This window comes from Marseilla massiliensis, from assembly GCF_023336985.1.
In the GTDB taxonomy this organism is placed as follows: Bacteria; Bacteroidota; Bacteroidia; order Bacteroidales; family Bacteroidaceae; genus Prevotella; species Prevotella intestinigallinarum.
In genome coordinates this window covers 134,145-160,782 of the sequence record NZ_JAMBLP010000007.1, presented here as the reverse complement: position 1 = coordinate 160,782, position 26,638 = coordinate 134,145, and the positions used below count along the sequence as shown (strand labels likewise).

Annotated in this window: 22 protein-coding genes and 2 pseudogenes; all 24 read right to left on the bottom strand. The window is 43.3% G+C overall.

From position 1 onward, the window contains the following. Positions 1 to 634 precede the first annotated feature (634 nt). The 24 genes and pseudogenes from M3089_RS07575 to xylE all read right to left on the bottom strand — a co-directional run bounded on the left by M3089_RS07575 (position 635) and on the right by xylE (position 26,431). Positions 635 to 2,002 carry a sugar phosphate nucleotidyltransferase gene (locus M3089_RS07575; protein ID WP_249083067.1) on the bottom strand — a complete coding sequence of 456 codons (1,368 nt, stop codon included), beginning with the start codon at positions 2,000 to 2,002 and terminating at the stop codon, positions 635 to 637. 7 nt (positions 2,003 to 2,009) lie between these two features. Next, positions 2,010 to 2,954, bottom strand: a complete 945-nt coding sequence (locus tag M3089_RS07570; protein WP_317236429.1) for a GDP-L-fucose synthase family protein — start codon at positions 2,952 to 2,954, stop codon at positions 2,010 to 2,012. Between the two features lie 51 nt (positions 2,955 to 3,005). Further along, on the bottom strand, positions 3,006 to 4,115 hold the full coding sequence (gene gmd / locus M3089_RS07565) for a GDP-mannose 4,6-dehydratase (RefSeq protein ID WP_205110791.1): 1,110 nt from the start codon (positions 4,113 to 4,115) through the stop codon (positions 3,006 to 3,008). A 144-nt stretch (positions 4,116 to 4,259) separates the two neighbouring features. Then, complete coding sequence (locus M3089_RS07560) at positions 4,260 to 4,994, bottom strand: nucleotidyltransferase family protein (RefSeq protein ID WP_249083064.1); 735 nt, start codon at positions 4,992 to 4,994, stop codon at positions 4,260 to 4,262. A gap of 5 nt (positions 4,995 to 4,999) precedes the next feature. Continuing rightward, positions 5,000 to 6,151, bottom strand: coding sequence for a galactokinase (locus M3089_RS07555; protein WP_249083074.1), 1,152 nt, complete (start codon positions 6,149 to 6,151; stop codon positions 5,000 to 5,002). Between the two features lie 23 nt (positions 6,152 to 6,174). Then, positions 6,175 to 7,311 (bottom strand): dTDP-glucose 4,6-dehydratase, encoded by a 1,137-nt coding sequence (locus M3089_RS07550; RefSeq protein WP_249083062.1) that lies wholly within the window; start codon positions 7,309 to 7,311, stop codon positions 6,175 to 6,177. A 27-nt stretch (positions 7,312 to 7,338) separates the two neighbouring features. Next, on the bottom strand, positions 7,339 to 8,250 hold the full coding sequence (rfbD, locus tag M3089_RS07545; protein ID WP_249083060.1) for a dTDP-4-dehydrorhamnose reductase: 912 nt from the start codon (positions 8,248 to 8,250) through the stop codon (positions 7,339 to 7,341). A gap of 12 nt (positions 8,251 to 8,262) precedes the next feature. After that, positions 8,263 to 8,823 (bottom strand): dTDP-4-dehydrorhamnose 3,5-epimerase, encoded by a 561-nt coding sequence (rfbC, locus tag M3089_RS07540; protein WP_249083058.1) that lies wholly within the window; start codon positions 8,821 to 8,823, stop codon positions 8,263 to 8,265. Between the two features lie 4 nt (positions 8,824 to 8,827). Beyond that, positions 8,828 to 9,736 (bottom strand): glucose-1-phosphate thymidylyltransferase RfbA, encoded by a 909-nt coding sequence (rfbA, locus tag M3089_RS07535; RefSeq protein ID WP_249083057.1) that lies wholly within the window; start codon positions 9,734 to 9,736, stop codon positions 8,828 to 8,830. Between the two features lie 25 nt (positions 9,737 to 9,761). Next, complete coding sequence (locus M3089_RS07530) at positions 9,762 to 10,895, bottom strand: DUF1972 domain-containing protein (protein WP_249083055.1); 1,134 nt, start codon at positions 10,893 to 10,895, stop codon at positions 9,762 to 9,764. A 120-nt stretch (positions 10,896 to 11,015) separates the two neighbouring features. Beyond that, a pseudogene (locus M3089_RS15930) lies at positions 11,016 to 11,204 on the bottom strand (DapH/DapD/GlmU-related protein); the annotation flags it as partial. Between the two features lie 511 nt (positions 11,205 to 11,715). Then, positions 11,716 to 12,996, bottom strand: coding sequence for a glycosyltransferase family 4 protein (locus M3089_RS07520; protein WP_249083052.1), 1,281 nt, complete (start codon positions 12,994 to 12,996; stop codon positions 11,716 to 11,718). A 39-nt stretch (positions 12,997 to 13,035) separates the two neighbouring features. Then, a complete protein-coding gene (locus tag M3089_RS07515; RefSeq protein WP_249083049.1) occupies positions 13,036 to 14,313 on the bottom strand; it encodes a glycosyltransferase family 4 protein in 1,278 nt (425 codons plus the stop codon). Beyond that, positions 14,310 to 14,561: pseudogene (locus tag M3089_RS15925) on the bottom strand (DapH/DapD/GlmU-related protein); the annotation flags it as partial. The pseudogene M3089_RS15925 and the gene M3089_RS07515, both read right to left, overlap by 4 nt. A gap of 371 nt (positions 14,562 to 14,932) precedes the next feature. Continuing rightward, positions 14,933 to 15,979, bottom strand: coding sequence for a glycosyltransferase (locus M3089_RS07505; protein WP_249083045.1), 1,047 nt, complete (start codon positions 15,977 to 15,979; stop codon positions 14,933 to 14,935). A 15-nt stretch (positions 15,980 to 15,994) separates the two neighbouring features. Beyond that, complete coding sequence (locus tag M3089_RS07500) at positions 15,995 to 16,717, bottom strand: acyltransferase family protein (protein WP_394802262.1); 723 nt, start codon at positions 16,715 to 16,717, stop codon at positions 15,995 to 15,997. Further along, positions 16,669 to 16,989: an acyltransferase family protein gene (locus tag M3089_RS07495; RefSeq protein WP_249083041.1), complete on the bottom strand. Its 321-nt coding sequence runs from the start codon at positions 16,987 to 16,989 to the stop codon at positions 16,669 to 16,671. Before M3089_RS07495 ends, M3089_RS07500 begins: the two co-directional genes overlap by 49 nt. Before the next feature lie 148 nt (positions 16,990 to 17,137). After that, entirely contained in the window at positions 17,138 to 18,892 is a 1,755-nt protein-coding gene (locus tag M3089_RS07490; protein WP_249083039.1) for a glycosyltransferase, read from the bottom strand. Between the two features lie 18 nt (positions 18,893 to 18,910). Next, complete coding sequence (locus M3089_RS07485; RefSeq protein WP_249083037.1) at positions 18,911 to 19,540, bottom strand: LbetaH domain-containing protein; 630 nt, start codon at positions 19,538 to 19,540, stop codon at positions 18,911 to 18,913. 146 nt (positions 19,541 to 19,686) lie between these two features. Next, on the bottom strand, positions 19,687 to 21,003 hold the full coding sequence (locus M3089_RS07480; RefSeq protein ID WP_249083032.1) for a hypothetical protein: 1,317 nt from the start codon (positions 21,001 to 21,003) through the stop codon (positions 19,687 to 19,689). Then, positions 21,000 to 22,229 (bottom strand): lipopolysaccharide biosynthesis protein, encoded by a 1,230-nt coding sequence (locus M3089_RS07475; RefSeq protein ID WP_249083029.1) that lies wholly within the window; start codon positions 22,227 to 22,229, stop codon positions 21,000 to 21,002. The genes M3089_RS07480 and M3089_RS07475 overlap by 4 nt, the downstream gene beginning before the upstream one ends. A gap of 156 nt (positions 22,230 to 22,385) precedes the next feature. Further along, on the bottom strand, positions 22,386 to 22,961 hold the full coding sequence (locus M3089_RS07470; protein WP_249083025.1) for a UpxY family transcription antiterminator: 576 nt from the start codon (positions 22,959 to 22,961) through the stop codon (positions 22,386 to 22,388). 674 nt (positions 22,962 to 23,635) lie between these two features. Continuing rightward, positions 23,636 to 24,505, bottom strand: a complete 870-nt coding sequence (locus tag M3089_RS07465) for a head GIN domain-containing protein (RefSeq protein ID WP_249083022.1) — start codon at positions 24,503 to 24,505, stop codon at positions 23,636 to 23,638. A 465-nt stretch (positions 24,506 to 24,970) separates the two neighbouring features. Then, on the bottom strand, positions 24,971 to 26,431 hold the full coding sequence (xylE, locus tag M3089_RS07460) for a D-xylose transporter XylE (protein WP_249083021.1): 1,461 nt from the start codon (positions 26,429 to 26,431) through the stop codon (positions 24,971 to 24,973). Positions 26,432 to 26,638: the final 207 nt, after the last annotated feature.

Genomic DNA, 26,638 nt, shown 5'->3' with positions numbered 1-26,638 from the left:
TTTTTCTGGGGATTACTTGGATATGGGCAAGCCGGATATAACATCAACAAAAATTACCCTGTGCTTTTCGGATGTCTCAAACAATAGTATAGAAAAACAGCCAGGTGGCTTAATAATAAGCCACCTGGCTGTGAGGATTAACGTTATTGTATTCATTTACTGAATACATCGGAAACCCATTACGTCATACTGTTGCATTATTACCCTAAATAACCTCAGCTATTACAGTGAATACAGATAACATTATTTCAAATAGAGTCTACAAAAGCATTAAACGAATTGCTCATTGCAGACTAGCTCATTCTCTTTCCACTACCCAATAGTAACAAAGCAGAAAAACACGACAAAACGACAATGCCAATGTACTGCATAGTCTCACACACCATGAACAACCTCTTCATTTTGCCTTTGCCACGTAGAATTGTCACAATAAGCCCAATACTACTCATTACAGCCGCATGGTTATTAACACATTAATACAAGGCCCATTCACAGCGGAAACACGCTTACACAAATGTCGCGACGTAGCCCAACAAAGCCATCGGCACAGCAAACAACCTGTCTGGACAACGATATAATAGACGTGTTCTGGACTGTATGATTGATTCGGAGTTTATCTCACAGATTGAGAGCATCAACCATGATTAACAGGCCAAGACATCTCATATCTCACAATATCCTCTTCAATAAGAGGAGAGCCTAGTTGCACTTCAACAAAACGAAGATCTGTCACCGCCCGTACGGCGTGCTTTTGCCCGACTGCAATATTGACAACATCACCCCTACGAACCGTTGTTACCTCACCATCAAGCATCAGTTCGCCCTCGCCTTCAATAAATGTCCAAACCTCTGAGCGATGGTTATGGGCTTGATAGCTAATGTTTTTACCCGCATTGAGGAAAATGTGCTTAACAAGCGTATCGGAGTTTGATTCTCCACCATTATGGTGTTCAAGCACCTTATATGTTCCCCAGCGGCGCTCCTCAAACATCGGGCGTGCACACAGGCACTCAACATAAGGCTTGATTGACTCACAGCAGTCCTTGTCTGCAACGAGAATTCCGTCAGGACTGGCAGCAACAACCAAGTTCTTGGCCCCAATACAAAGACACGGTATACCGAGTCTGTTTACCACATGAGTATTTACAGAAGCCGAGTCGAGTGTAGATTTACCGATAGTGCTACTGCCAAGAACCTCGCTTAATGCATTCCATGTGCCAAGATCCTTCCATACCCCGGCAAATGGCACAACAGCAACAGAGTCTGCCTTTTCAGCCACCTCATAATCGAAACTAATCTTCGGAAAACAAGAATAGCACGAACGCAACTCATCAAAGCTATGGCCACAGTCCACATATTTGGAAATAATTTCAAGAAGGTAACCAAGTCGGAAAGCAAAGACACCCCCATTCCATAAGGCTCCCAGAGATATAAGTTCAACGGCTTTCTCCGCTGTAGGCTTCTCCGTGAAACGCTTCACCCTCATCGCGTCGGCTACATTGCTGCCGGAAGCCGCCTCTGGTACAATATAACCAAATTTAGTGGAAGGATAATCAGGACGGATTCCCATGAGCACCAGATTGGCAACATCACCCTCCACAGCCTCAACCATCCGGCCAATAGCATCGAAATAGCTATCATCAATATATGGGTCACTTGGCATAACGACCACCGGTTCGTCGGCAGCACAACCTTTTTGCTTGGAAAGATAAAGGCATGCCAAAGCAATTGCAGGGAAAGTGTCGCGGCGTTCGGGTTCTGTCACAACACCCACGGTATCACCAAGCTGGCAGCTAATGGCATCACGTTGAGACTCGCCGGTAGCTATCGTTATGTCTGCCCCAAGCGCAGACGATTTTATCTGGCGCACTACCCGCTGAACCATCGACTCTTCACCACCGTCTGGTGCAGGCAGGAGACGCAGAAACTGCTTTGAATAAGAATCGTTTGAAAGCGGCCACAGGCGTTTGCCTGAGCCGCCGGATAAAAGAACAAGTTGCATATTTATATTACCTTTCTGCCCTCATCGGATTAGTTAGGAAGTCATGATATGCAAGGCGGATGCCGTCTTCGAGCTCCGTCTTATATGTCCAGCCCAAGGCTGTGGCTTTTGATACGTCGAGAAGTTTGCGTGGCGTACCGTTTGGCCGCGTAGTGTCCCAACGGATTTCACCATCGTAGCCAACAACCTTTGCCACCAGTTCCGTCAGAGCCTTGATAGTGAGTTCCTTGCCAGTACCGGCATTGACTGTCTCGTTTCCGCTGTAGTTGTTCATCAGGAACACACAGAGATTCGCAAGGTCGTCTACATACAGAAACTCACGCAACGGAGAACCGTCGCCCCAGCAGGTAACGCTCTTTGCGCCAGCCTCCTTTGCCTCGTGGAATCGGCGGATAAGTGCTGGCAGCACGTGGCTGTGTTCGGGGTGGTAATTGTCGTTCGGGCCATAGAGGTTGGTAGGCATCACGCTGATGTAGTCGGTACCGTACTGACGGTTCAGAAACTCGCAATACTTAAGTCCGCTAATCTTCGCCAAAGCATAAGCTTCGTTGGTTTTCTCCAGCTCACCAGTGAGCAGGCAACTCTCCTTCATAGGCTGAGGTGCCATTCGAGGATAAATGCACGACGAACCAAGAAACTCCAACTTCTTGCAACCGTTCTTCCAAGCAGAATGAATCACATTCATCTCAAGAATCATGTTGTCATACATGAAATCCGCCAGCGCCGACTCATTGGCAACGATGCCGCCCACCTTGGCAGCGGCGAGAAACACATACTCTGGCTTCTCATCAGCGAAGAAAGCCTCCACGGCCTCCTGCCTTGTCAGGTCAAGTTCCTTGTGCGTGCGAGTGATTATGTTTGTATATCCCTGACGCTCCAGCTCACGCACAATGGCCGAGCCAACCATTCCACGGTGGCCGGCAACATATATCTTTGAGTTCTTTTCCATAATGCATTAATGCTAAGTTCCGCCGGACTGTAAATCCGACGGAACAAAGATTTGTTATTTTACAATACCCTTCTCAAGATATTCGGCAAGGTTCATCTTGCGTACCTTCTCGCTCGCATCCTCAGCTGCCACCTTGTGCATGTCATAATCCACCATGATGCGCACAAGTTCCTCGAAAGATGTCTTCTGTGGATTCCAACCGAGTTTTGCCTTCGCCTTGGTGGGATCCCCCCAGAGGTTCACAACGTCAGTCGGGCGATAGAAGTCCTTCGATACCTCAACAAGTGTTTTGCCAACAAGGTTCTCGGGACCGGACACACAGATGCCCTTCTCGTTTTCGCCCTCGCCCTCAAACTCCAGTTCAATGCCTGCATAACGGAATGCCAGTTGACAGAACTCACGTACACTGTGCTGAACTCCTGTGGCAATCACGAAATCTTCAGGATTCTCATGCTGCAGAATTAGCCACATGCACTCCACATAATCCTTGGCATAGCCCCAGTCGCGAAGCGACGAAAGGTTACCAAGATAGAGCTTCTCCTGCTTCCCCTGTGCAATGCGTGCTGCAGCAAGTGTAATCTTTCGCGTAACGAAAGTCTCGCCCCGACGCTCACTCTCATGGTTGAACAGAATACCCGAGCAGCAGAACATATTGTAAGCCTCACGATACTCTTTCACAATCCAGTAACCATAAAGCTTGGCCACGGCATAAGGACTATAAGGGTGGAACGGCGTATTCTCGTTCTGAGGAACTTCCTCCACCTTACCATAAAGCTCAGAGGTGGAAGCCTGATAAATGCGGCAGGTGTCCTCCAGATGGCAGGCACGCACGGCCTCCAGCACGCGGAGCACGCCCGTGGCGTCCACATCTGCGGTGAACTCAGGCGAGTCAAAGCTCACCTGTACATGGCTCTGTGCGGCAAGGTTATAGATCTCGGTAGGTTTCACCTTGTCCACCACCTTTACAATCGACATGGAGTCACCCAAATCGGCAAAATGGAGGTGGAAGTTGGGCTGGCCTTCCAAATGGGCAATCCTTTCCCTGTAGTCCACCGACGAGCGACGGATAATTCCATGCACATCATAACCTTTTGACATCAAAAATTCAGACAGGTAAGAACCGTCCTGACCGGTAACACCAGTAATCAATGCTACTTTTCTCATAACTCTTATTAATATACTATTTTCATTATTTCGTGTTGGGATGTTAATATTCCACACAGTAGATAAAACCAACAAACTCCGCCTTAAGTTGGACTTTTCCTAGGGATATATAAACCTACTATATCTATTCAATAAGATTGCTCATCATTTTCCAAACATCTCACATGCTTCTTTATACGTATCGATGCTACCTATATCGAAACGTCCCCCATTCATTGGCCAGGCATGCATTTCTGTCTTGCCAACCATATAATGTGCAAGGTTTCCTGGCGCATCCTTGCCACAGCCGTTCTCCACCGATTGTCTCACAAGTGCAAGGTCTTTCTTCATGTAGATGTAGAATGGCGGCACAGCAAGCGTACTCTTGGGTTCTTGTGGCTTCTCCTCCATCTCGAGCACTTTCATCTTGTCATCCACAACGATAACCCCAGTACGGCGCAACTTGTCCAAATCGGGTTGCTCATGGCACATGATACACGATGTTTGCTTCTGATTGGCAAAGTCCACGAAGTCTTTAAACGTAAAGAATAGCAGATTATCAGCAGCCACTACCAGCATGTCGTCATCTATACGGCAATTTTCAATCGCTAACAATAAGTCGCATACAGCACCGAGCCTTGTGTCGTTAGTTTCCGTACCATCGTCGATGATGGTCACCGGCTTAGAATAATGCTGCTCAGATGCCCATTGCCTGAATGTTTCGGCAAACTTATGGTTGGTCACAATGATGTGCTCAGTTATTTCAGGGATGCTGTCAATGTCGTCAATCATCCGCCCCAAAATAGTGTTATTACCAATCTTCAGCAATGGCTTGGGAAAATTCTTCGTCAATTCCCCTAACCTTGTCGCATAGCCCGCTGCAATCACTATATTCTTCATTGTTATTAGTCTGTTATAAATCTCGCCCCATCGTCTGGCTTGACAAAATAAATTTTGAATGTGTTCTCATATTCAGGAAATTGCTCAAGATATCGTTGAGTCAGTTCCTTTTCCACCTCCTCCTTGTACATAGGATTCACAAGAGCAATGCAAGCCCCCTTAAAACCAGCCCCGGAGAAGCGACCTCCATATACGCCGGGCAACTTGCGCATTATCTCATATATCGCTATCAACTCAGGAGAGCCGCATTCGTAATTGTGAATGCTACTCTCACAACTATCGAAGCATAGTTTGCCAAAAAGTTTCAGATTGCCACTTTCCCAAGCCGTCACCCCTTGACGAACACGACGATATTCAGAATAGAAATGCTCTGCACGATGGGCAAACCGCTGCGGCATGGCAATGCGAGTTTTCTCAAATGTGGCCTTTGGCACATCGCGCAAGAATGTCTTGTCAAATGGGCGCAACGGCTGGTCGGTGTATGCCAGCATGTTCCACGCCGCCGTCTTGCACTCATACACACGCAAGTTGTAGTCGCTGTTAACGAGGCTGCGGGTCAAGCCAGAGAAAAAAATGCCTATCTCAAAGTCTGGCATATCTGGATTGCGCTTAATCACGCGCCAATCATTGCTGTCGCAATCTAAGAACAGCAGCCCGTCTTTCTTGCCCAGCGTTATACACGCTTGGTCAAGGATGCCGTTACTAAGACCAATATACTCGCGCTCTGCCTCGGATGCAATACTTACCACCTCAAAAGGTGCCAAGTCTATATTGTTTGCTTTTGCAAATGCCATGGTATAAGCCACCAGCACAGCAGCACTTGATGACAATCCACCTACAGGCAGAGAACCTTGCACAATGCCATTGATACCTTTTTTTAATGCAAATCGTTTTCTCAATGCGTACTTCACGCCACGAGCATAATCCCCCCAATGCTTTTCCCTAACTTGCGATGCTTGTGTGACATCAAAATCAACAGTACCGCCAAAAGTTAGCGACTCCAAATGCACATGCCCGTCATCATTTGGCGTAAACCAAAGGTCTACCCCCTTATTGATGGCAAAACCAGTGACTATTCCATGTTGGTGGTCAACATGCGCCCCAATAGGACATACACGATATGGAGCGAATATGTGATATTTGTAAATTCCTGACATTTTCAACCACACAAATGATTATATTACATTTTATACATATCTTCATAATAATTTTGATAGTCGCCACTCGTAACGTTGTCCATCCACTCTTGGTTGTCAAGATACCAACGCACAGTCTTCGCAATTCCTTCCTCAAACTGGAGGCTCGGCTCCCAACCAAGTTCCCTTTGGAGCTTGCGTGAATCGATGGCGTAGCGCATATCGTGACCTTTTCGGTCGGCAACATAGGTTATCAAGCCCATATCTTCTCCCTCTGCGCGACCAAGCAGGCGGTCAACGGTCTTAATCACCACCTTGATAATGTCAATATTCTTCCATTCGTTGAAGCCACCGATATTATATGTGTCGGCTACCTTGCCCTCGTGAAAAATCAAATCTATTGCGCGTGCATGGTCTTCTACATATAGCCAGTCGCGCACATTATCTCCTTTGCCGTAGACAGGCAACGGTTTGCGATGGCGGATATTATTGATGAACAGAGGGATTAGCTTCTCCGGGAACTGGTACGGCCCATAGTTGTTCGAGCAATTTGTCACGATGGTCGGCATTCCGTAGGTGTCGTGGAAGGCACGCACGAAGTGGTCACTGCTGGCCTTAGAGGCGGAATATGGCGAATGTGGATTGTATTTCGTTTCCTCGGTGAAGAACTCAGTGCCGTAGGCGTGGTGATGCTCAGAACTTGCCTTTGTGCTAAACGGAGACTCAATACCCTCGGGATTGGTCAACTCCAACGCACCATACACCTCGTCCGTAGAGATGTGGTAGAAACGCTTACCTTTGTATTTCTCGGGCAGACTCTCCCAGTATTCCTTGACAGCCTGCAATAAAGTCAACGTACCAATGACATTGGTATGTGCGAAGGTGAACGGGTCTTTGATGGAACGGTCCACGTGGCTCTCAGCTGCGAGGTGGATGATGCCGTCTACGTTGTACTTCACCAGCAAGTCTTTCACTACCTCGTAGTCACAGATGTCAGCCTTTACAAAGACATAGTTCTCTTTATTCTCAATATCCTTGAGGTTAGCCAGGTTGCCTGCATAGGTCAGCTTATCAAGGTTGATGATACGATACTTCGGATACTTGTTCACGAAAAGGCGAACCACATGACTGCCAATAAAGCCGGCACCGCCTGTTATGATGATATTTCTCTTAAAATCCATTTCTTTACTCCTTTTGAGAATAATTAATTACTTCATTGCCCCCATATTTCTCATGCAGACTTTAAGGGAATCTGTCCAATAAGGAATCTCAAGACCAAAGGTCTGTTTTATCTTTGTCTTGTCCAAAACAGAATAAGCAGGGCGCGTCACCGGGCTAGGAAATTCGTCGCTATGGCAGGGCTGGATGTCACAGTTGGTATTTCCGGCAAGTTCGGCTATCTTCTTCGTGAAGTCGTACCACGAGCAAACGCCCTCGTTGCTGAAATGATAGATGCCAGTCTTACTATATCCCAGTTTGTGATTTTCCTCCGCATAGTCTTCTAATACAGCCTTTATAGCTAAGGAAAGGTCATAAGCATAGGTAGGTGTACCAGCTTGGTCAAAGACAACATTCAGTTTCGGCTTAGTTGCTGTGAGGTTGATCATCGTCTTGACGAAGTTCTTCCCAAACTCTGAGTAAAGCCAGGCAGTTCGTATAATCACGTAGTCGCAGCCAACTGCCTCAATGTTCTTCTCTCCCTCCTGTTTTGTCTTGCCATAAACTCCAGTAGGAGTGCCTTTTTGATCTTCACGGCAAGGGGTGTTATATGGATCGCCACCAAAAACATAGTCGGTAGAGATATGAATAAGCAGCCCGCTCACCTCTTTCATTGCCTCGGCAAGAATCTTCGGTGCATCTGCATTTAGTTTGTGGCACAAAGCCACGTCCGTCTCAGCCTTGTCCACATTGGTATAAGCCGCGCAGTTTACGATGCAACCAATGTTCTTTCCCGTGACTATATTCTTAACTGCGTTCGCATCTGTCATATCAAGGATGGTGGTTTCAAGGCCATCTATCTCTACAACATCTGTAAAGGTGTAATTGTCAGCTGTTTCCTTGCTGACAATGCGCATCTCATTGCCGAGCTGCCCGTTTGCGCCTGTAACAAGTATGTTCATAGTTCCCCTCCGTTACTTTGAATAAACAAACGGCGTGTCAAAATCCTTCAGCAACGCGTGCTTGGTGTCCTTCTCGCTAAGAATTGCGTGCTCTGTAGGTATGCACCAGTCAATACCGAGACTGTCATCTAGTATGCTGATGCCTCCGTCTGCCTCTGGATGATAAAACTCATCGCACTTGTATTGGAACACTGCCGTTTCGCTAAGCACAGCAAATCCATGTGCAAAGCCTTTGGGAATGAAGAACTGCCTGTGGTTATCCTCGGTCAGTTCAACGGCAACGTGCTTGCCATAGGTAGGGGAACCATTGCGTATGTCAACAGCCACGTCAAGCACGGCTCCCTTAACGCAACGTACCAGCTTGGCTTGCGTGAACGGCGGACATTGGAAATGCAGACCTCTCATCACTCCGTATGATGACATACTCTCGTTATCCTGAACAAAGTCAACCTTGCCTACTTTATCTTCAAACTCCCTTTTTGAGAAGCTTTCGAAGAAATAGCCTCTGGCATCCTTGAATATGCGCGGCTCTATGATCACCACGCCATCGATCTCTGTCTTTACGACTTCCATATCATTAATACTCCAAATTCTTAACTACGGCGTCAACCGGTTCATCCAATATTGAAAGCAAATACTTTCCGTAGTCGTTCTTCAACATAGGTTGTGCGAGCTTACGAAGTTTCTCGGCTGTTATCCAGCCCTTACGGTAGGCTATGCCTTCCAGGCAGGCCACCTTGAGTCCCTGACGTTTCTCCAGTACTTCAATAAATGTGCTGGCCTCAGAAAGAGAGTCGTGTGTGCCTGTGTCGAGCCAGGCATATCCTCGTGGCATAGTCTGTACAAGTAACTCGTGGTCTTGCAGGAATACCTGATTGACAGTGGTAATCTCAAGTTCTCCTCGTGTCGAAGGCTTGATATTCTTGGCAACGTTTACCACCTTGTTGGGATAGAAATACAATCCAACCACTGCGTAGTTGCTCTTTGGTTTGGCCGGTTTCTCCTCAATGCTCAAGCAGTTGCCTTCCGAATCGAATTCAGCAACGCCATATCGTTCCGGGTCGCTGACGCGATATCCGAACACTGTGGCCTTACCATTCTCCACGGCTGCTCGTACAGCTTGGTCAAGCAAATTATTTAATCCTGCACCATAGAAGATGTTATCGCCGAGAACAAGGCAGGCGCAATCGTCACCGATGAACTCCTCGCCGATAATGAAGGCCTGAGCCAAACCATCAGGAGATGGCTGCTCTGCGTATTCAAACTTAACTCCGTAGCCACTACCATCGCCAAGCAGACGCTTAAAACCCGGCAGGTCATATGGCGTGGATATAATAAGTATATCCCTAATCCCGGCCAACATCAGCACGGAGATGGGATAGTAAATCATCGGTTTGTCAAAGATGGGCAGCAATTGCTTGCTGATGCCCTTGGTGATGGGGTAAAGACGTGTACCGCTACCACCGGCGAGAACGATTCCTTTCATAGTAAAACTTATCTGTTTGCGCATCTTATTTTACGCCTTTTTCCAACAACCAATAGAAATACCTCTCATGTTCATCTACAAGATGTTCCCACGAATATTCACGTCGTATCACATCTATATTGTTTTTCACAAATTCAGCTTTGTACCGTGAGATAATGTCATCCATACCATCTAACAGTTCTGTCACTCTAATGGCAGAAGAATAATAAATAGCATTGTCTTTTAGCACAGCTTTGTTGAATTGATTTTCATGAGCCAACACGAAACAACCTGAAGCCATTGCTTCAAGCAGTGATGGATTTGTCCCCCCTACACTATGTCCATGAAAATATGCTCTTGAGAAATGACGAACAGAATCAAGTTTTTTAAAATCATATATACCACCAAGAAATCTAACATCACTTTCATTTCCATATTTACTTAACAACTCCTTACCATGTGGTGTGGTGGTCTTACCAACAACAATTAACGGCCTGCGCCCTTTCTCACTCGAACGCAGATACCCTTCTATTGCTATTTCAATATTATTTTCGGGCTCTAAACGAGCAATTAGAATGTAATAATTTTCTGGGGTCAAAGCATATTCTTTTAAATATTCCTCGCTGAAATTATCGTGAACATCTGCGCCATAAGCTAAGAACTTACTTTCTTTGCCATATTTTTCTTTGTAGTAATCATGGATACCCATATTATCTGCTATCAAGTAATGACTATATCTAACAGCCATCTTTTCCTCCCAATCAAGAAAACGCCTCACTATCGGACTAAACTTTGACCTTTTGTTCTCCAATCCATCCATATTTGTCGTAAATATCGGTCGTTTCCGCTTTTTCACATTAAACCAAATATAAGCAGGTATAATGCTAGTATAACCAGCCTCATAAATTATATCGAAGTTTTCTTTTTGCAAGGCGTCACGCAAAGAAGAAAAATCATAAAAGAAACTTCCTATAGAGCTTCCGATCCACGTTTCAGGACTATATATATGCTTTATTCTTACCCCCTTATAAGTATCCCCTTGATATGGGTGAAACCTTGGAGAATAAACTACAACTTCATGTCCTCTTTTCACTAGGCCAACGGAGATATATTCCGCAAACTGCTCAAAGCCCCCGTAATTGTTTGGAATACCACGAGTACTAACAAATGCTATTTTCATGACTATATTTTGATGTATGATTATTTGGCAAGTTTTTTACACAACAGAACAAAGACTAAGCTGTTATTTTCCCTTTTTAGTTAGAAACTAATAAATTCATTTTCCTGTCGTCATTTAACCTTACGGATTATACATATATTTGTTGCGGCCTCGATTTTTAATTAATTTACTTGGCACGCCGCCAACAACGGTGAAAGGGGCAACATTTTTTGTAACAATAGCCCCTGCGGCCACAATTGCACCGTCACCTATCGTAACACCAGATAGTATAACTGCTCTTGCCCCTATCCAAACGCCATTTCCTATAACCACATCCGCCCTGACTTCCCCCTGATTAACAATAGGTATTTCTAGACTATCTGCAATATGGTTTTCCGAGAAAATAGAAACATGGGGGCCAAGAATAGTGTTGTCTCCAATTGTTACATTTCCTCGAATAGCTATAAAGCAATATTGCGATATACCAACATTATTACCTATTTTTAGGCTCTCACCAAGGTTCCTTAACACTCCATATCCTTCAATAATACTACCTTCCTTTATTGTAACATTATTTCCGACACAAATTCCTCCTCGACACAAAGCATCTATGTGAACATTAGGTCCTATAGTAACAGACCTGCCTAATTTAAGATGTCCACAATGCTTTATTACGGTATGCCTGCCCACAAACACCAGACCTGCTGATTCTTTTGTCCTCAACCTGAGCCACTGTCCTCTAATTCCATCGAAAAATTTTGACCAGAGAACCTTAATTAAATCAAGGCTAGATATAGCGTCATCAATGGCATAGCCTTCTTTCCCTAGATGCCGTATAAGTCTATTTGCTATTGCTTTCAGCATTTACAACCTCCTTAAATACATGAATTAGTGAATCAATATGCTTTGTTATACTATATTTCGTGTTTATCAAACGAACTGCATTCTTGCCAAACTCTTTTGCCTTGTATGGATTATTAAACAGATAACTTATCTTATCTCTTAGGTCAATGGCATCTTTATAGTTGAACAACAATCCAGTCTCACCATCACAGACGTTTTCAGTTAAGCTTCCTACCCGAGTAGCAACTACGCACTTTTTCATCGCATAGCTTTCTAGAATTGTATTAGGCAGATTATCGTACCACTCAGAAGGAACTACAGTAAATAAACAACTTGCCAAATATTCCTGCATTTGATTAAACTCCATACGTCCGAGAAACTCAACATTGTGCTTTTTCCCCTTGACATAATCTTGTAATTTTTCATAATATCCTGCTACACTTGAAAATCCAATTATCTTCAGATTAAAATCTGTTCCTATAAAAGCATCCAATAGTGTCATCAAACCCTTGTCTGGATCCGTCCTTCCAATGAATAAAGCAAAAGGCCTATACTCTATCGGTAAATCTGTTCTCAAAGCTGTACCATTAAACAATGTTGGAACATGAACGCATTTATTTTTCTCAAAGCCATTTTCTATGAATTTACTCATAGTATATGATGATGGGAAAATAAATCTTTTTATTTTCTTTCGTACCCCAACAATATTTTGAACGTCAATTGCTAAGGCTTTGATAAACGAATACAGGGAGGAATTATATACACATTTATTTTTAACTGCATATAACTTCGTTTTCTCTGTACATAACTCGCAAATTTGACAATCGTTTTGTCTAAAATATATACTACAAGGACATAGTAATGAATAATCAGATATTCGCTGCACCACAGGAATTCCTAATTCATAGGCAGCCTGTACTACGCTACATGAAATCTTATTTTGAAAATAGAGCATGTAGATTAAATCCGGTTTAGTGTCAATAAGCAATTTCTTAAATTTCTTTTTTGCCTCATAAGAATAAATCATCCGGGTTAATCCTTTCCATTGATCTGAGAGAGATTTCTTTCCTTTGATTATGTCACTGAAATACACATCATCTCCAGAACCGATTGGGGACAGAAAGTATTTACTATATGAAGTTTCAACATTTTTAGAATTTTGGACACTAAAAGGAATAATCTCATGTCCAACATCTTCTAAAAGTTGCTTGATGTTGAACATATACCTTTCCGGACCTCCTGCAAAAAAGTATCTATAATTTACCAGCACTATTTTCATAACCTGATGTAGTTAGCAATTATAAAATGACAGAATGCATTAAAATCTTGACTCATGGGATTCTATGGCATCTTGATAGACTGTATGAAATACCATACAACGCTTATCCCATGTGTATAACGAATTTGTTTTAATAACACCAGCAGACAATCTCTCTATTATTGCCGGCTCTCTAATTATCTCCACAATATGAGAAGCTATATCATTAACAACTTGTGCCAAAGAAATGACAGGTATCTTAATTCCTGATTCTTCTGTAACAACACCTGACATGCCACAATGATCTAATGTCATGGTCGGCACGCCATTAGCTTTAGCCTCCCATATTACTGTTGTTGTGGCTTCACTTAATGAGGTAATTACATGTAGATGACTATTCGAAATTTTTTTCAGAACTTCATCTCTACTCAATTTACCAAAGAAAGAAACTACTGATGTTAAGTTATGCTTAATAGCATACTCTTTGAGATGATGGCTCTGAGTTCCCTCCCCCAAAACAGACAAGTGAACATTATGTAAACTTTCCTGAATCTGATTTAAAGCCATTAATAGCAAAACCAATCCTTTCCTGTTACTTAGTTCACCAACCCATATTATCTCAAGCTTTGTAGTTTTATCATACTTCTTTAAAGAGCAACTCCTCTTAATATCCTCTACTCTTAAGCCATTTTCCGGCAGGTAAACAGATTCCTTACCAAAGATAGCCTTTAACTGCAACTGAGTATTAGGAGTAGCACTAATGACAGCATCAGCTCTATTCATGGCCTTATATAATCTGATGGAATGCTTAAGATTATGATTTTGCAATACATACCTAATCAAAGCTTCTATTTTACCCTTTATATCGAGAACAGGTAATAAACATTTCGGCCATCTCTCAACACCTTGAACTGGGCCCCATACATAAGGAATATTCAGCAGCCAGGCATATCCAGGTTCTTTAATTCCAATCGGGTTTAAATAGTGTACTACGTCATATTTTTTCAAATTATTATCTCGCTCTATCTCTTTGAATACGAGTTCATGCCACTCTTTGAATTGAAAATAGAACCCAAATACATAATAGACCTTGCAACGTACAAACCAAAAGAATTTATTTTTCAGGTCATTCGGTAATTCCACACACTTCCATGTCACGTTTTTCAGCAATGGAAAACTTTCGCTTTTACCCATTGTTCCTGGCATGCAACTTCCATAATAAACAGTGATGTTGTACAACCCTGTTTCTGCCATATGTTTGACAAAATCCCATCCCACAGCGTATTCACTGCCTGCTCTGTTGGAAACAGCATAAGCAATTAGAGCGATTGTTTTCATCGAGTGAATTCTGATTCAATTAATTTATTGGGGATACGATTGTTTGCAAATAATTTACTATCATGGTAAATAGTATCCTCCACTGTTTTGAATCTATTCCCAATCTTCTTTGCGGGCACACCTCCCACAATTGTGTAAGGAGGAACTGATTTGGTTACCACTGCACCAGCAGCCACAATGCCACCTCTACCTATAGTGACACCCTTCAGTATGGTGACATTACATCCAACCCAGACATCATCCTCAATTATGACATCAGCATCATCTTCAGGGTTCTTCTCTCCTTCTCCTATATCATAAATAAATCTTCCAGCCACATAGTATGGATGAATTCCTCCGCGTATCGTTACATTAGGTCCGAAAAGGACTTTATTCCCAATGCGAAGCTTTGCTATCCAAGTCTGAAAACTTGCTCGCTCACCAATCCTCACATTATCCCCAATCTCAATATTCTTATATACGAAATCAGATGATAATGGCTTTAACTTAACATTTTTACCGCACTTCGCAAAGCGCGCTCTCATAAACAACATTATGAATCGATCCAGCACCCTATATAAGAAACTGAAAAATTCTCCTATGATTTTTAATACGGCCATCACACACATTATTTTAGTTATTAAAACAATTCTACAAACATCTTTTCGCTATCACTCTGATAACGAGTAGTTATCTTATATGTTAGAATGTCTGACATTGCTTTATATAAGCCAGCCTCGTCATCAACATCTATCACAATCCCGCGTTCTGGACTGACAATTCTATCAATAATCGGAATACTTCTAGTTACAATTACAGGACATCTCAAATACATCGCCTCAAGAACAACATTCGGTAAACCTTCATTTCTTGAAGCCAAAATCAGACTATCCGCATAGTTTACATATTGATATGGGTTAGCTGTGAACCCAACAAATATGATAGAACTTTCTAGTCCCTCTTTCTTTACATATTCAATTACAGAATTACAGAACTTGTCTTTTTTTTCTACTTTCCCTATTATGTACAAGCGACTATCTGGATAATCATTATGGAACTTTACAAATGTGGAGATGAGAAAATCTACGCCTTTAACTTCTGTAATACGCCCAACATATACGTAATTCTTAAACTTGTCATCAAAAGGATTTTCTACATTTTTTGTCTTTCTAACTATAGCCTCAGTATCAATGGGGTTATGTATAACCCTAATACTCTTGCATTTTGCTGGAAAAAAATTAACGAATTCATCCCGCATTTCTTCTGTTTGCATGATAATCTCATCAGCAAAAGGATAGCACCATCTCCGCAAAAGTTTCGTAACCAGATTCTTTTCTGTAAAATAATTATTGTTGTTCCGAATAATTACCTTGACACCCTTTCTCAAATGGGCTGCCAATGCTACTCTTGAATTAATATAACATAGCGACGAGAACACAACGTCTGGTTTTACTTTACCCAACAAGGAATAAATCTTCAATGTCGTAAAGTCCATGATGTTCTTTATATTAACATAATGTAATGCGCATTCACCAGGAATAAACTTTTCTATGTCTCCGCCCTGTTGCCCGACAATAGCAAATTCAATATTAAGACCGTTGTTAATAAGCAATTTTGCTACCGTAATAGTTACCCTCTCCGCTCCGCCACAAGTAGGAGGAATAAAAAACAAAGCTTTTCTTTTCACTTTATAATCATTTTTTTATTTGCTGCTCAATCTATATACTATAGGGTTTGAAAGAGAATGTATACCCCAAGCCAAAGCGATTCCTATGACACCTACTAAAAAATATTCCAAGTATCCCCCATATAAAATTTGGCATCCACTTTTGTACGGTACAAAATAAAACTTAACAATATTTGGAAGATAAATATTGGCAAGGTATGACTCCAATGAGATTGCTCCCATCCATCCTATGATAACAAAAAACCATTTAAAGTTTTTTAAGTTGTTGAGCAAAAATATCATGACAGCCAGCACAGGCGGGACTAAGCACCATTGTGTAGGCGCGTCTTTGCTGACAAACTGGTGAATAGATACATATGTAATTAGTGAGCAAAATATGATTAAAAGGTAATTTACCTTGATTCCATTCTTTACACAAGGAGCTATGGCCATTCCCATTACAAAACTTGGCACACGACCGAAAGCCCATTGAAGATTACTAAATATTTCATGAGTTGTTCCATTGACACATTTAATGTTCAACATACAAACAGATACTAATGATATTATTAAAATTATGGATATTAACAACCGTTTATCATTCTGTAAAAGTTTATAAACTAAAGGGGTTAGAAGATATAATGGCAGTAATAATGCTACATACCACGCTCCTTCATGCCATAGCCAGAAGCCAGCCGTTGAAAAAACAGTTAACTCATGACGCCAATCAAATTCCCCAATGCATAAATAAAAAAACAAAATGGTATCTGAATTAAAAAATATGGAACGAATATCCTAATGAAACGTTTGTAATACCATCGTTTCAATGGCCCGCCTTTTGAGAGCGAATACCAACAGCCCAAGCCAGAAAGGAAAAGAAATATATCAACCCCCAACCCTCCTCGACTTAGTATGCTACTGACCACCTCAGGCATTGCAACACCATATTGCGGTGCATGACACATGATAATCATTATGGCTGCAAATCCCATCAAAATAGTGCGGTATCTGCTCAATAAATTTAAATCCATAAATTAAATATTCTTGCTTAATAAGCATGATGCGATAAAAATCAGAAGCGTGGACTTACAACTGAACGATAATGCATTGTGTTGACTTTCTGATACAAATAGATAACTCATAAATACGCTCATTGGTGTAAATTAGCCAAACATATTATTATTGCCTCAATTCCATTTTTTTTATGAACTTATCTTCTGGTAGAGAACAAAGGACAACTCTTTTTTCTTCGACAGAAAGGCTTTTTGAATCCAAATTATATTTAATATTATGTTCTATATATTTATCAACCGTTGTGATTATCTTCGCAGGGTTTCCACCAACAACAACACCTGGTGGAACAGACTTAGTTACTACAGAACCAGCTGCTATCAGTGAGCCATTGCCAATCGTTACGCCTGGCATTATCAAGCTGTTATTGCCTATATATACCCAATCACCAATTACAACCTTGCCAAAAACATCAAAATTAGGATTAGCCTTTCTAACGACATGTCCACCTCCATGAGTAAAAATTCGCACACCATTTGTAATTTGACAATGACTACCGACGGATATCAAATATGGTTCCGATGACCAACAATTTTTATCCGGAATAAAATTGTTTGTGCCTATATTCACTCCTATCAGCCTTGCATAATTTTCTGGACTGAGTAGCCTTTTATATAATTTTCGAATATAACTCGATTTTGCATTCTTCAACATACCCTTACCGTTATTTAAATTATTCAAAAAATCCGACAATCGTTCGCCCTGAAACAATGGATTGAAATATTTTTCAGCCACTTTTTTGCCGGCTTCACCTATTATCTTTGCCTTCGCAGGATTTCCTAATATTTCTTTAATACAAGAAACTAATGATTCATCATCATCTTCTTCTACAATGAACGCATTTTTACCATTTTCAAGATAGAGGTTGGTATCGCCGATAGTGGTTGTAATAATAGGAACTCCGCATATCAGCATTTCTCCTAATTTTGTCGGGAAGCAATTGCGAGTTTGCAGATTGTCACTCTTGTATATTATTGTCATTGCAGCATGGCTCTGCAAAGTTACCACGCGCTCTATACTTACCATCCCGAGCAAATCTACACAATCGTCAATCCCCAGTTCTTTAATCATCGGCAAATAACTGCAGTTTTCATTTGCGTGAGGCCCAGTAAAAACAAGCCGGCAAGGAGACTTGGATGCTTTTTTGAATCGTGCAAAAGCTTTGAGTATCTTGGATACACTGTCCTTCTGCTCTTGCATTGTTCCTGTATGGATAATATAAGGAACATCATATTCACTCTTTATTTCGATAATGTTAATGGTCTCAAAAGGATTCTCCACTAATATCGGTACTATGATACATTTTGCAGAACGAGACTTATAGCGCATCACAAACTTACTCAGCTCTCGGGAAATGACAATGAATCCATCGTAACCAGGCATGACACAATGGTATTCAAACCATTTACAAAACTTATGCAAGCGAGAGTTCACATTACCTAAAGCAGAAGGATGCTCACATGTCTCCTTTACAATCTTTGCCCCCTTGACTTTGGCAGCAATGATAATGAGTATTTGCAGGAATAAGGGATAATAATAGGCGAATACAGCATCACCGTGATGGACGTGCTTCAATGCATAGAAGAATGAACGCACATAATCCAAAACAAGATAGTCAATGCCTCTCATAAACCTGTTTCCCCTAGCGTGCTTGTATTTGCCACAAACATATTCGTATGAAACACCACGATAAGTGCCTTTAGCTGGCAAGTTATCATACTCGCCTTGCTCAAAGCATTTTTGGCACACCACTATGTCAACATTATTACCAGCCGCCATCAGACCACGTGCATAGCACAATATCCGCTTGGCCGCCGCCATGCCATAAGGAAAAGATGTATTTATATAAAAATGTATTTTCATTATCTTTAAACCATAAATTTATTCATACATCTGTATTTTCAATTTTTCAACAGCCTCTACCCTTTTTGAATACTTTTCACCATCACGTACATACCACATTGGATAGTCTTTACGTTTTACATTTGCTGGAGACCCAGTTAAAAGAACATTATTTCCAAAACTTTTGTTTACAAGGCTATTGGCGGCAACTGAAACTCCATCTCCAATTGTCAATTTTCCCATAATCATTGAACCAGACGACAAATAAAGTCCATTTCCTATGGTTTTATCACTTCCTCCTATACATGTTGATGTGTGTAAAACACAGTAATTACCTGCCCTTACGCCACCATTGACAACTATTGTTCCATGATGTGGAATCAAAAGACCATAGCCAAATACATCATATCCTATCGAAAAACCAAGCTGAAGAGATAACTTTCTATATTGTCGTGAACTTATATAATATCCAATAAATTCAGCAAGAGATTTATTCTTACGTGCAGAGTAATAACTTAATCTTCGCATATTCAACATGAATTTAGCTATCCTCTGGGTAGGGGTAAGAGCAATGCCTAACACTTCTCTAAATGACCGAGATTTCGGAAGCCCATTCATTATTCGGTCTGCTTTGATATAGAAAGAAAGTTGTTTTTTAGACTTAATCATATTTTGATAAAATATTGGTACTTATAAATCGAACTCAAATCAAACAAAAAAATCTAGTTAGGAATATAAAACAAGAACCTCAACAATCTTTCGCAAATTCATTTTATATCATATTAAGAATTAGACACCTCACAAATACCAAAGAGCTATATCTTATCAAAATTCTTAATTGCACTTTTAGCCTCTAGACCCTTTCTAAAATATCCATAAAACCAAAAACTTGTAAAAACGGGAATTGCTAAAATTTTGTATGAAATAGCACATAAACACAATAGCATAAACAATGCCATTCTTTTACTCTCATAAAAGTCTTCTGAAATCCCTCTTGAGGATTTTAACAAAACATAAAAAAAGAATAAACCAAGAAATATTCCATAAACAGAAAGAATATTCATCAGTCCATTAGCCAGTCTGAAATTAGAAGAGATATTATTATAAAAATAGGAATGCTTAAAGTTTATTCCATATCCAAGAATAGGATCATGAATAAAATTAATCCATTCAAAAGCCATAGCATCAAATCTATCTAACGAACCTAAATATTCGCCATCCTCCGACTGCATAGAATGCCATTCAAAAGACTGGTCTAAACGCGTCATATCCTTAGATGCTTCTATTCTTGTTGTGATTTTCTCTCCCATAAAATCAAGTTTAAATATTCCATAAACAATTGGGAAAAATACCAGTATTAAAAATGCAGCATTCTTAAGAGTTAATTTTTTTATTGCAAAAATCAGAAAAAGAGCAATTACAGTAAAATACCCTGTAGTCGATTGAGTTGTAAGCAACGTAAGCAAAAGCCATAATAGGTTATTATTATTTTTAAGTTTTATTCCATTTCTGCATAAATTACAAAAGATGGCCAAAACAACCATTATCGCAAAACGCCCAGGTTCCCATGAGCAGCCAGCATTTCGCAACAAACCAGAATAAACTTGCCCTTTTACTGGATCCATCCAATTAAACAAATAAATAACATGATTCCCATAAACCGTCTCAGGGAATAAGCGAAACAAAGAAGAAGACATGGGAAGAATAACAGCAATCAACCATCCGACTACTGCAATCTTACACAACAGTACCAGTATGTTTTCATATAACGGAATTAATTTGCGCCCAAATACCTGAACATGAATATAAGCAATTACTATAGCATACACCATAAAGAAATGGTATGATAATTCTTCTGTAGTAAAAACATTATATTTAATCAATGAACAAAATGCCCAAATGGCATAGATTGCCAATACTATATAAAGATTTTTATTATTAAATGATATAGGATGTCTCTTGCACAACAAATAAGTCAGGACTATTGGTATCAAAAAAGGTATGGGATTGCCTGATATGGAACCGACCATGCGCCCTGTTTCTTTGGTTGCCTGAGCCATATAGATGACCATGACAAACATATATAGCACCTCAAAACGGCCATATTGCGAAAACAAAGTCTTGAATTTCATATAACATTTTTCGTCGTTACTTTTCTATAATACAACAACAACACAAGAAAATAAATTGAAGAACTTAGTATCCTTGTTATTATGGCTGCTGTTATTCCTCCAAAATAAATGCCAACTGTATAGCCGGCCAATGCAATACCGCCACTAATAAAAGCAGCATTTCGCAAATACTTTCCCAAACCATGAGCACCTAAGAAACGATTATATACATCTCCTAAACCATGCATTGTGAATCCAATAGCCAATACACTAGCATACAATGCAACATTTGAATATGATTCATTGTAAAGTACATCTACTATCGGAAATATTAATACACAAAAACCTACCAATGTAACAATTGACATTGTATAGGTGCCTAATATAACCTTGCGAGGTATAAATTTTTGATGGGCAAACTGTTTGAAATAAGTAGTTCCTATAACATTGGGCAACATCATTAGAGGCGTGGTAACAGTTAGTGCCAAGGTGTAAAATCCAACATTTGTATTGTCATTACTTAATACACCTAAACTCATGCCTGCTATATATTGCACGGATACATTAGCTAAACTGCCTACATACACTTGAAAGCCATACTTTTTATTTTCCTCGTTTAGTTTTTTAAACGTTTCTTTGAGTTGTGAAAACTTAGGAGAATTTTTAAATATCAAGATTGCAAGGACAAGTGCATAAATACCATTCTGGATGAGTATCATTCGCTTGCTTGTCGCACCAAAATATTTATAAACTAAAAATGCAGTTAATAAATACATTAACTGCGGCCATATTCTGGCAGCAGCAATTGTAGAAATGCTATTATCACCTTGCGAAGATGTGTTGATGTAATTTAAAAGCAGAGTTGAGCCACACACAGGTATGGCGAAATAAAAGAGACTATAATATGGTTTGTGCAAAACAAAATTATGAATGACTCCACTAAGCAGCATTACAATCATCATCAATAGGATAGTAATTCCTAAAATGCAAACAAGAGCTCCCTTTATTCTACTAGCTTCTTCTTTGCTTTCCGACAAAGCCAAAAGCCTACTACCCGAAACGAAATATCCAAACAAAAAAATACCAGAAAAAAAACTTATGATGTTATTTACATATCTAACATCACCATATTCAGAAGGAATTAAGAAGCGAGTGTTTAATATTGAAACCAATACACCCAATAAAACACCTCCTATCGTACTACAATACAAATATACAATTTGTTTTTTTGACTTGCTCAACACCATTAGTGAAAAAAAAGGAAAGTTTAGTTGTACAAACTATTATACAAATGCACTGATGAAAAATGCCTTGCAACTGCCCATCATGTCAACAACTACAGCATCGCGAATAAAAAAACGCGTTGCATTGAAGCCTTTTGCCCCACACCACGAACAGCAACACTAAACCACCTCGACATACTCGGGGCTGACGTCGACGCCGACGGAGAGGAGGTTGGGCAGCTCTACGAGCAGGCGGCGGGTGCGTGTGCCGCGCAGCTTGAGGAGCCGGCCTTCGTAGCCGTCGAGGGGGCCTCCGACGATGCGGACTGTGCGTCCGAGCATTGTCGGCGTTATCTCGTCGGGGCGGTAATAGCGTGGACTGTCGGCCGTATTTACCGCACGCATGAAGCGCTCCATCTCTTCGTCGGGCACGGTCATGTGGCGGTTGTGGTAATTGCGCACAAAGCGGTAACGCAATGTTGGCGTGGCCTCGATGATGGGCGAGAGCACCGACAGCGTGGAACGCGCGAAGAGCAAGTCTTGCACCACAGGCACCAACTCCCGCCGCCGTTTCCCCCCCTGCGTGAATACGCGCTCGTGCATGGGCGTGAAACATACAATTCCACGCATGGCAAGCAACTTGTAGGCCGGCAACTTGGCGTGCACCGGCTTCATGTCGCATAGCACAAACCACTGCCTCCGCTCGCCTGACTCTTCGTTAGGCAAAGCCGTCACACTGTCGTCAACGCTGCACATAAGAAAGGGGTTACGTATGTGTCATTCTTGCCCAAAGAGTAAACCTTTTAGTACCTCACGGCAGTGTATCTTACTGAAAGCCATGAAGTTACAATAGAATCATTAAGAAGTTGCGGGCAAAATGCGATTGCCATTTTATCTTTGTTTAAAGCCTTGTCCGGGAATCCACCCGGGCCACATCACTCAGGCACGCATCACAGCTTGTGGCGCCATGGCGCCCTATGCGCAGCAGGCTTTTTCGCGTGCAAAAATACACAAAATACTTGAGACGGCGGCCTTTTCAATGCTAAAATAAGCGCATGTTGAAAATTGTTCTAATATAGATTATGGCCACACGAGTAGGGAAAAGAGTATGGCGGCGACTGTTTTTTGGATTGTCCTTCAACACTTTAATTATATTACAAAACAGAAGTAAAATGCGTTTCTCACCTTATTTTTAACATTTGGCCGGGCCCACCAAGCCACAAGAGCCGGGCCGCCCGAATAACCCGGCGCAAGGCAGGCGGCGGCGCAGGCCACGTCGGCCCATACGGCGGATGCCGCCCGGCCGCTACAACACCCATGAACAGGTTTGCGGCCTGCCGGCAAGGTATACGCCGGCAGGCCGCATTCACATTTGCGTGGCGCCCCATTCCGCCGCCGAGGGCCGGGCTACGGCAGCCACAAGATGCGGTTTAAAGCTTGTGCAGCCATTTCGCCGACGGCACGTCCATCTTCGGATTGCCCTTGTAACCGATAGAGGCTGCACCGCTGCGGTCGACCTTCAGCGAGGCCACCGCATGGCAATTAACCTTGCTGGCGCCCGAGGCCGAGGCCGAAACGCGCTGGGCCACACACTTCTCGGCATTGACATTCGCCGCGCCCGAGGTGGAATAGTCGGCGTCGACGGCCGTGCCCTTCACAAAGGCCTTGCTGGCGCCCGACAGGCCGATGGTTGATTTCTCCACCTGCTGGTCTACGTCTACCTTGCTCGCCCCCGACATGTCAAACGATGCCGTCTTGGCCTTCAGCTTGCCAAGTGACAGGTTTGAGGAGCCGCTGGCATCGACGTCGAGGTCGGTACAGCTGACCGATGCCCCCGAAAACCTTGAAGCGCCCGAGAGCGACAAGTCCAGCGTGCGGGCCGATATGGCACCGTCGGCCACAAACCTTGACGCTCCCCTGAGATCGACCCCACTGAGTGACGGCGACGAAACGCGCACCTCAAACTTGTCGAGCGACTGTATGGCGCCATCATACTTAAGGCCCACCAAGAGGTTTCCGTCGTTAACCTTAACATAAACATATTCCATCAGGTTGTCAGACGTGCAAACCTCCACTTTCTGCGGGCCTGAAGTCTGGGTGTAAACCACCGTGGCCACACCCGAGGCCTCTATGGTGCTGAACTTGCCAACGCTGTAACTCTTTGTCACATAGTTGCCGCTTGCCTTTATAGACTTGCCTCCGCTGCCAATCTGATGCAGCACCGTCTGCGCTGATTTTTCAGTGCAAGCCCCCAGCGATAAAAGCGCTACAGAGGCAAATAAAAATGCCATCAATCTCATAATACACTGTTTTTGGTTAATACTTATATTATATAGACGCATTGGAAGAAACAAATGTTGCATCGGAACCTAAATATTTATCCGATGCTGCAAAATATCCGCACAACAGAACAAACGGTGGAAGCCAGGGCCACCGTCTGCGCCGCCATTTCACCGAATGCGGCAAAAACAGACTTGCCAGGCCGCAACCGGGCATCATACAGACCATGGCCTGTTTCTGAAATTACCTGCAACAGGCCACCATGCGCAGAATGTTTGTTCCGCCATCCGCATCATGCCCCACAAACGCCAACATCACGCAGCCGCACCGCCCCACCACGGGCGCCGCCCTAAGACAAGGCGGGGCAAGGCTGCCGCCACACCTGCGGCAGCGCTGACAGCAAGCAGGGCACTGCTGCCCCACCCCGCCGCGCCGCCTGTGTTTGCGGTTGCCTTGCCCCGAAAGTCAGGCCACGGCCATACCGGTCAGCGGCCCTTGCTCCATAGCTTGGTCATGTCTTCGAGCGTCTTGCCCTTGGTTTCGGGCACAAGCTTCCAGACGAAGAATGCCGCAACCACGCATATCACGCCATAGAGTCCGTAAGTGAACCAGTGGCCGAAGTCGGGGTCGCCGGCCGTCTTCATGTTGAACATTGGCACAAACGTAGAGCTTACAATCCAGTTGAATATCCACTGGAACGCCACGGCGATGGCCACGGCCTTGCCGCGTATGGTGTTTGGGAATATCTCGGCAATGAGCACCCAGCATATCGGGCCCCACGACATCATGAACGATGCGCTGTAGACCATGATGCTCACCATGCACACCATGCTCATCGAGGCATTGCCGAAGGTGAGGGCCACGCCAAAGGCTCCCACGGCCATGCCTATGCTGCCTGTGATGAGCAACGGCCGGCGGCCCCACTTCTCGACGGTGAAGATGGCCACGAGGGTGAACAGGATGTTGACAACGCCCATCACGACGGTGTTGACCATGGGGTCGGTCATGCCCATGTCGCCGAAGATGCGCGGAGCATAGTACAGCACGGCGTTGATGCCTACGGCCTGCTGGAACACGCTGAGCATGATGCCGATGAAGATTACCATGACGCCGTATGTGAACAGTCGCTCGGTCTTCTCGGTGATGGTGGTCTTTATCTCGTGCAGAATCTCGCTGCCCACGGTGGCTCCGTTGATGCGCTGCAGTATGGCCAGGGCCTTGTCGTCGCGCCCGGCCATGACAAGGTAGCGCGGAGTCTCCGGCACGAGGCATATCAACAGCGTGAACAGCCCTGCCGGCACGGCCTCGCTGCCGAACATGTAGCGCCATCCCGTAGATATGGTCCATGCGGCCTCGTCGGCGTTGAGCACCTTCATGGCCTCAATCACCGGGTTGGCGTTCTCGCCGAGGATGATGAAATTGACGAAGTAGACCACGAGCTGGCCGAAGATGATGGCAAACTGGTTCCACGAGACGAGCGTTCCGCGTATGTTCGACGGCGCCACCTCGGCAATGTACATGGGGCAGATGGCCGAGGCAAGGCCCACGCCCACGCCTCCGATGATGCGGTAGATGTTGAACGCCACGAGCAGCTCGAAGTTTGGCACGCCATGCTCGAATATCAGGAACTCGGGCTCCATCGACCCCAAGGCCGATATGAAAAACATCACGCCTGCAAAGAACAGCGACTTCTTTCGGCCCCAGTTTGAAGCCAGGTAGCCCGAGATGGCGCTGCCGATGATGCATCCCACCAGGGCGCTGGCGCAAGTGAATCCGTGCCACGCGTCGGTGTATGTAAAGTCGTCGGCTCCGAGGAAGAACGCCTGCAGGCCCTTCTCCGCCCCCGATATTACGGCGGTATCGTAGCCGAACAGCAAGCCGCCGAGCACGGCGACCAGCACGATTGAAATGAGGTAGCCCATGCTACCCTTCTCTTTTTGTTCCATTGTCTTATTGTTATTTTAGGTTTTCAATTGTCGTATGCCTGCCGGCCGGGCCCCGACGGATGCCCCGGGCCTGTGGCCGGCTATATAATAATACGTATAAACGGCCATATCCCCCCGAAGAAAGTTGGCCGGCCGGGGGCAGCTCAGCCTGCGGTGGCCGGCGGGGTTTATTCATAACATTGTAACACGGAATGCAACCGGCACGTC

Bases quoted from the DNA above. Each gene is read 5' to 3' on its own strand.
- M3089_RS07575 (WP_249083067.1), bottom strand. From the start codon at position 2,002: ATGCAACTTGTTCTTTTATCCGGCGGCTCAGGCAAACGCCTGTGGCCG.
- gmd (WP_205110791.1), bottom strand. From the start codon at position 4,115: ATGAGAAAAGTAGCATTGATTACTGGTGTTACCGGTCAGGACGGTTCT.
- M3089_RS07560 (WP_249083064.1), bottom strand. From the start codon at position 4,994: ATGAAGAATATAGTGATTGCAGCGGGCTATGCGACAAGGTTAGGGGAA.
- M3089_RS07555 (WP_249083074.1), bottom strand. From the start codon at position 6,151: ATGTCAGGAATTTACAAATATCACATATTCGCTCCATATCGTGTATGT.
- M3089_RS07550 (WP_249083062.1), bottom strand. From the start codon at position 7,311: ATGGATTTTAAGAGAAATATCATCATAACAGGCGGTGCCGGCTTTATT.
- rfbD (WP_249083060.1), bottom strand. From the start codon at position 8,250: ATGAACATACTTGTTACAGGCGCAAACGGGCAGCTCGGCAATGAGATG.
- rfbC (WP_249083058.1), bottom strand. From the start codon at position 8,823: ATGGAAGTCGTAAAGACAGAGATCGATGGCGTGGTGATCATAGAGCCG.
- rfbA (WP_249083057.1), bottom strand. From the start codon at position 9,736: ATGAAAGGAATCGTTCTCGCCGGTGGTAGCGGTACACGTCTTTACCCC.
- M3089_RS07530 (WP_249083055.1), bottom strand. From the start codon at position 10,895: ATGAAAATAGCATTTGTTAGTACTCGTGGTATTCCAAACAATTACGGG.
- M3089_RS07520 (WP_249083052.1), bottom strand. From the start codon at position 12,996: ATGAAAATAGTGCTGGTAAATTATAGATACTTTTTTGCAGGAGGTCCG.
- M3089_RS07515 (WP_249083049.1), bottom strand. From the start codon at position 14,313: ATGAAAACAATCGCTCTAATTGCTTATGCTGTTTCCAACAGAGCAGGC.
- M3089_RS07495 (WP_249083041.1), bottom strand. From the start codon at position 16,989: ATGGATTTAAATTTATTGAGCAGATACCGCACTATTTTGATGGGATTT.
- M3089_RS07490 (WP_249083039.1), bottom strand. From the start codon at position 18,892: ATGAAAATACATTTTTATATAAATACATCTTTTCCTTATGGCATGGCG.
- M3089_RS07485 (WP_249083037.1), bottom strand. From the start codon at position 19,540: ATGATTAAGTCTAAAAAACAACTTTCTTTCTATATCAAAGCAGACCGA.
- M3089_RS07480 (WP_249083032.1), bottom strand. From the start codon at position 21,003: ATGAAATTCAAGACTTTGTTTTCGCAATATGGCCGTTTTGAGGTGCTA.
- M3089_RS07475 (WP_249083029.1), bottom strand. From the start codon at position 22,229: ATGGTGTTGAGCAAGTCAAAAAAACAAATTGTATATTTGTATTGTAGT.
- M3089_RS07470 (WP_249083025.1), bottom strand. From the start codon at position 22,961: ATGTGCAGCGTTGACGACAGTGTGACGGCTTTGCCTAACGAAGAGTCA.
- M3089_RS07465 (WP_249083022.1), bottom strand. From the start codon at position 24,505: ATGAGATTGATGGCATTTTTATTTGCCTCTGTAGCGCTTTTATCGCTG.
- xylE (WP_249083021.1), bottom strand. From the start codon at position 26,431: ATGGAACAAAAAGAGAAGGGTAGCATGGGCTACCTCATTTCAATCGTG.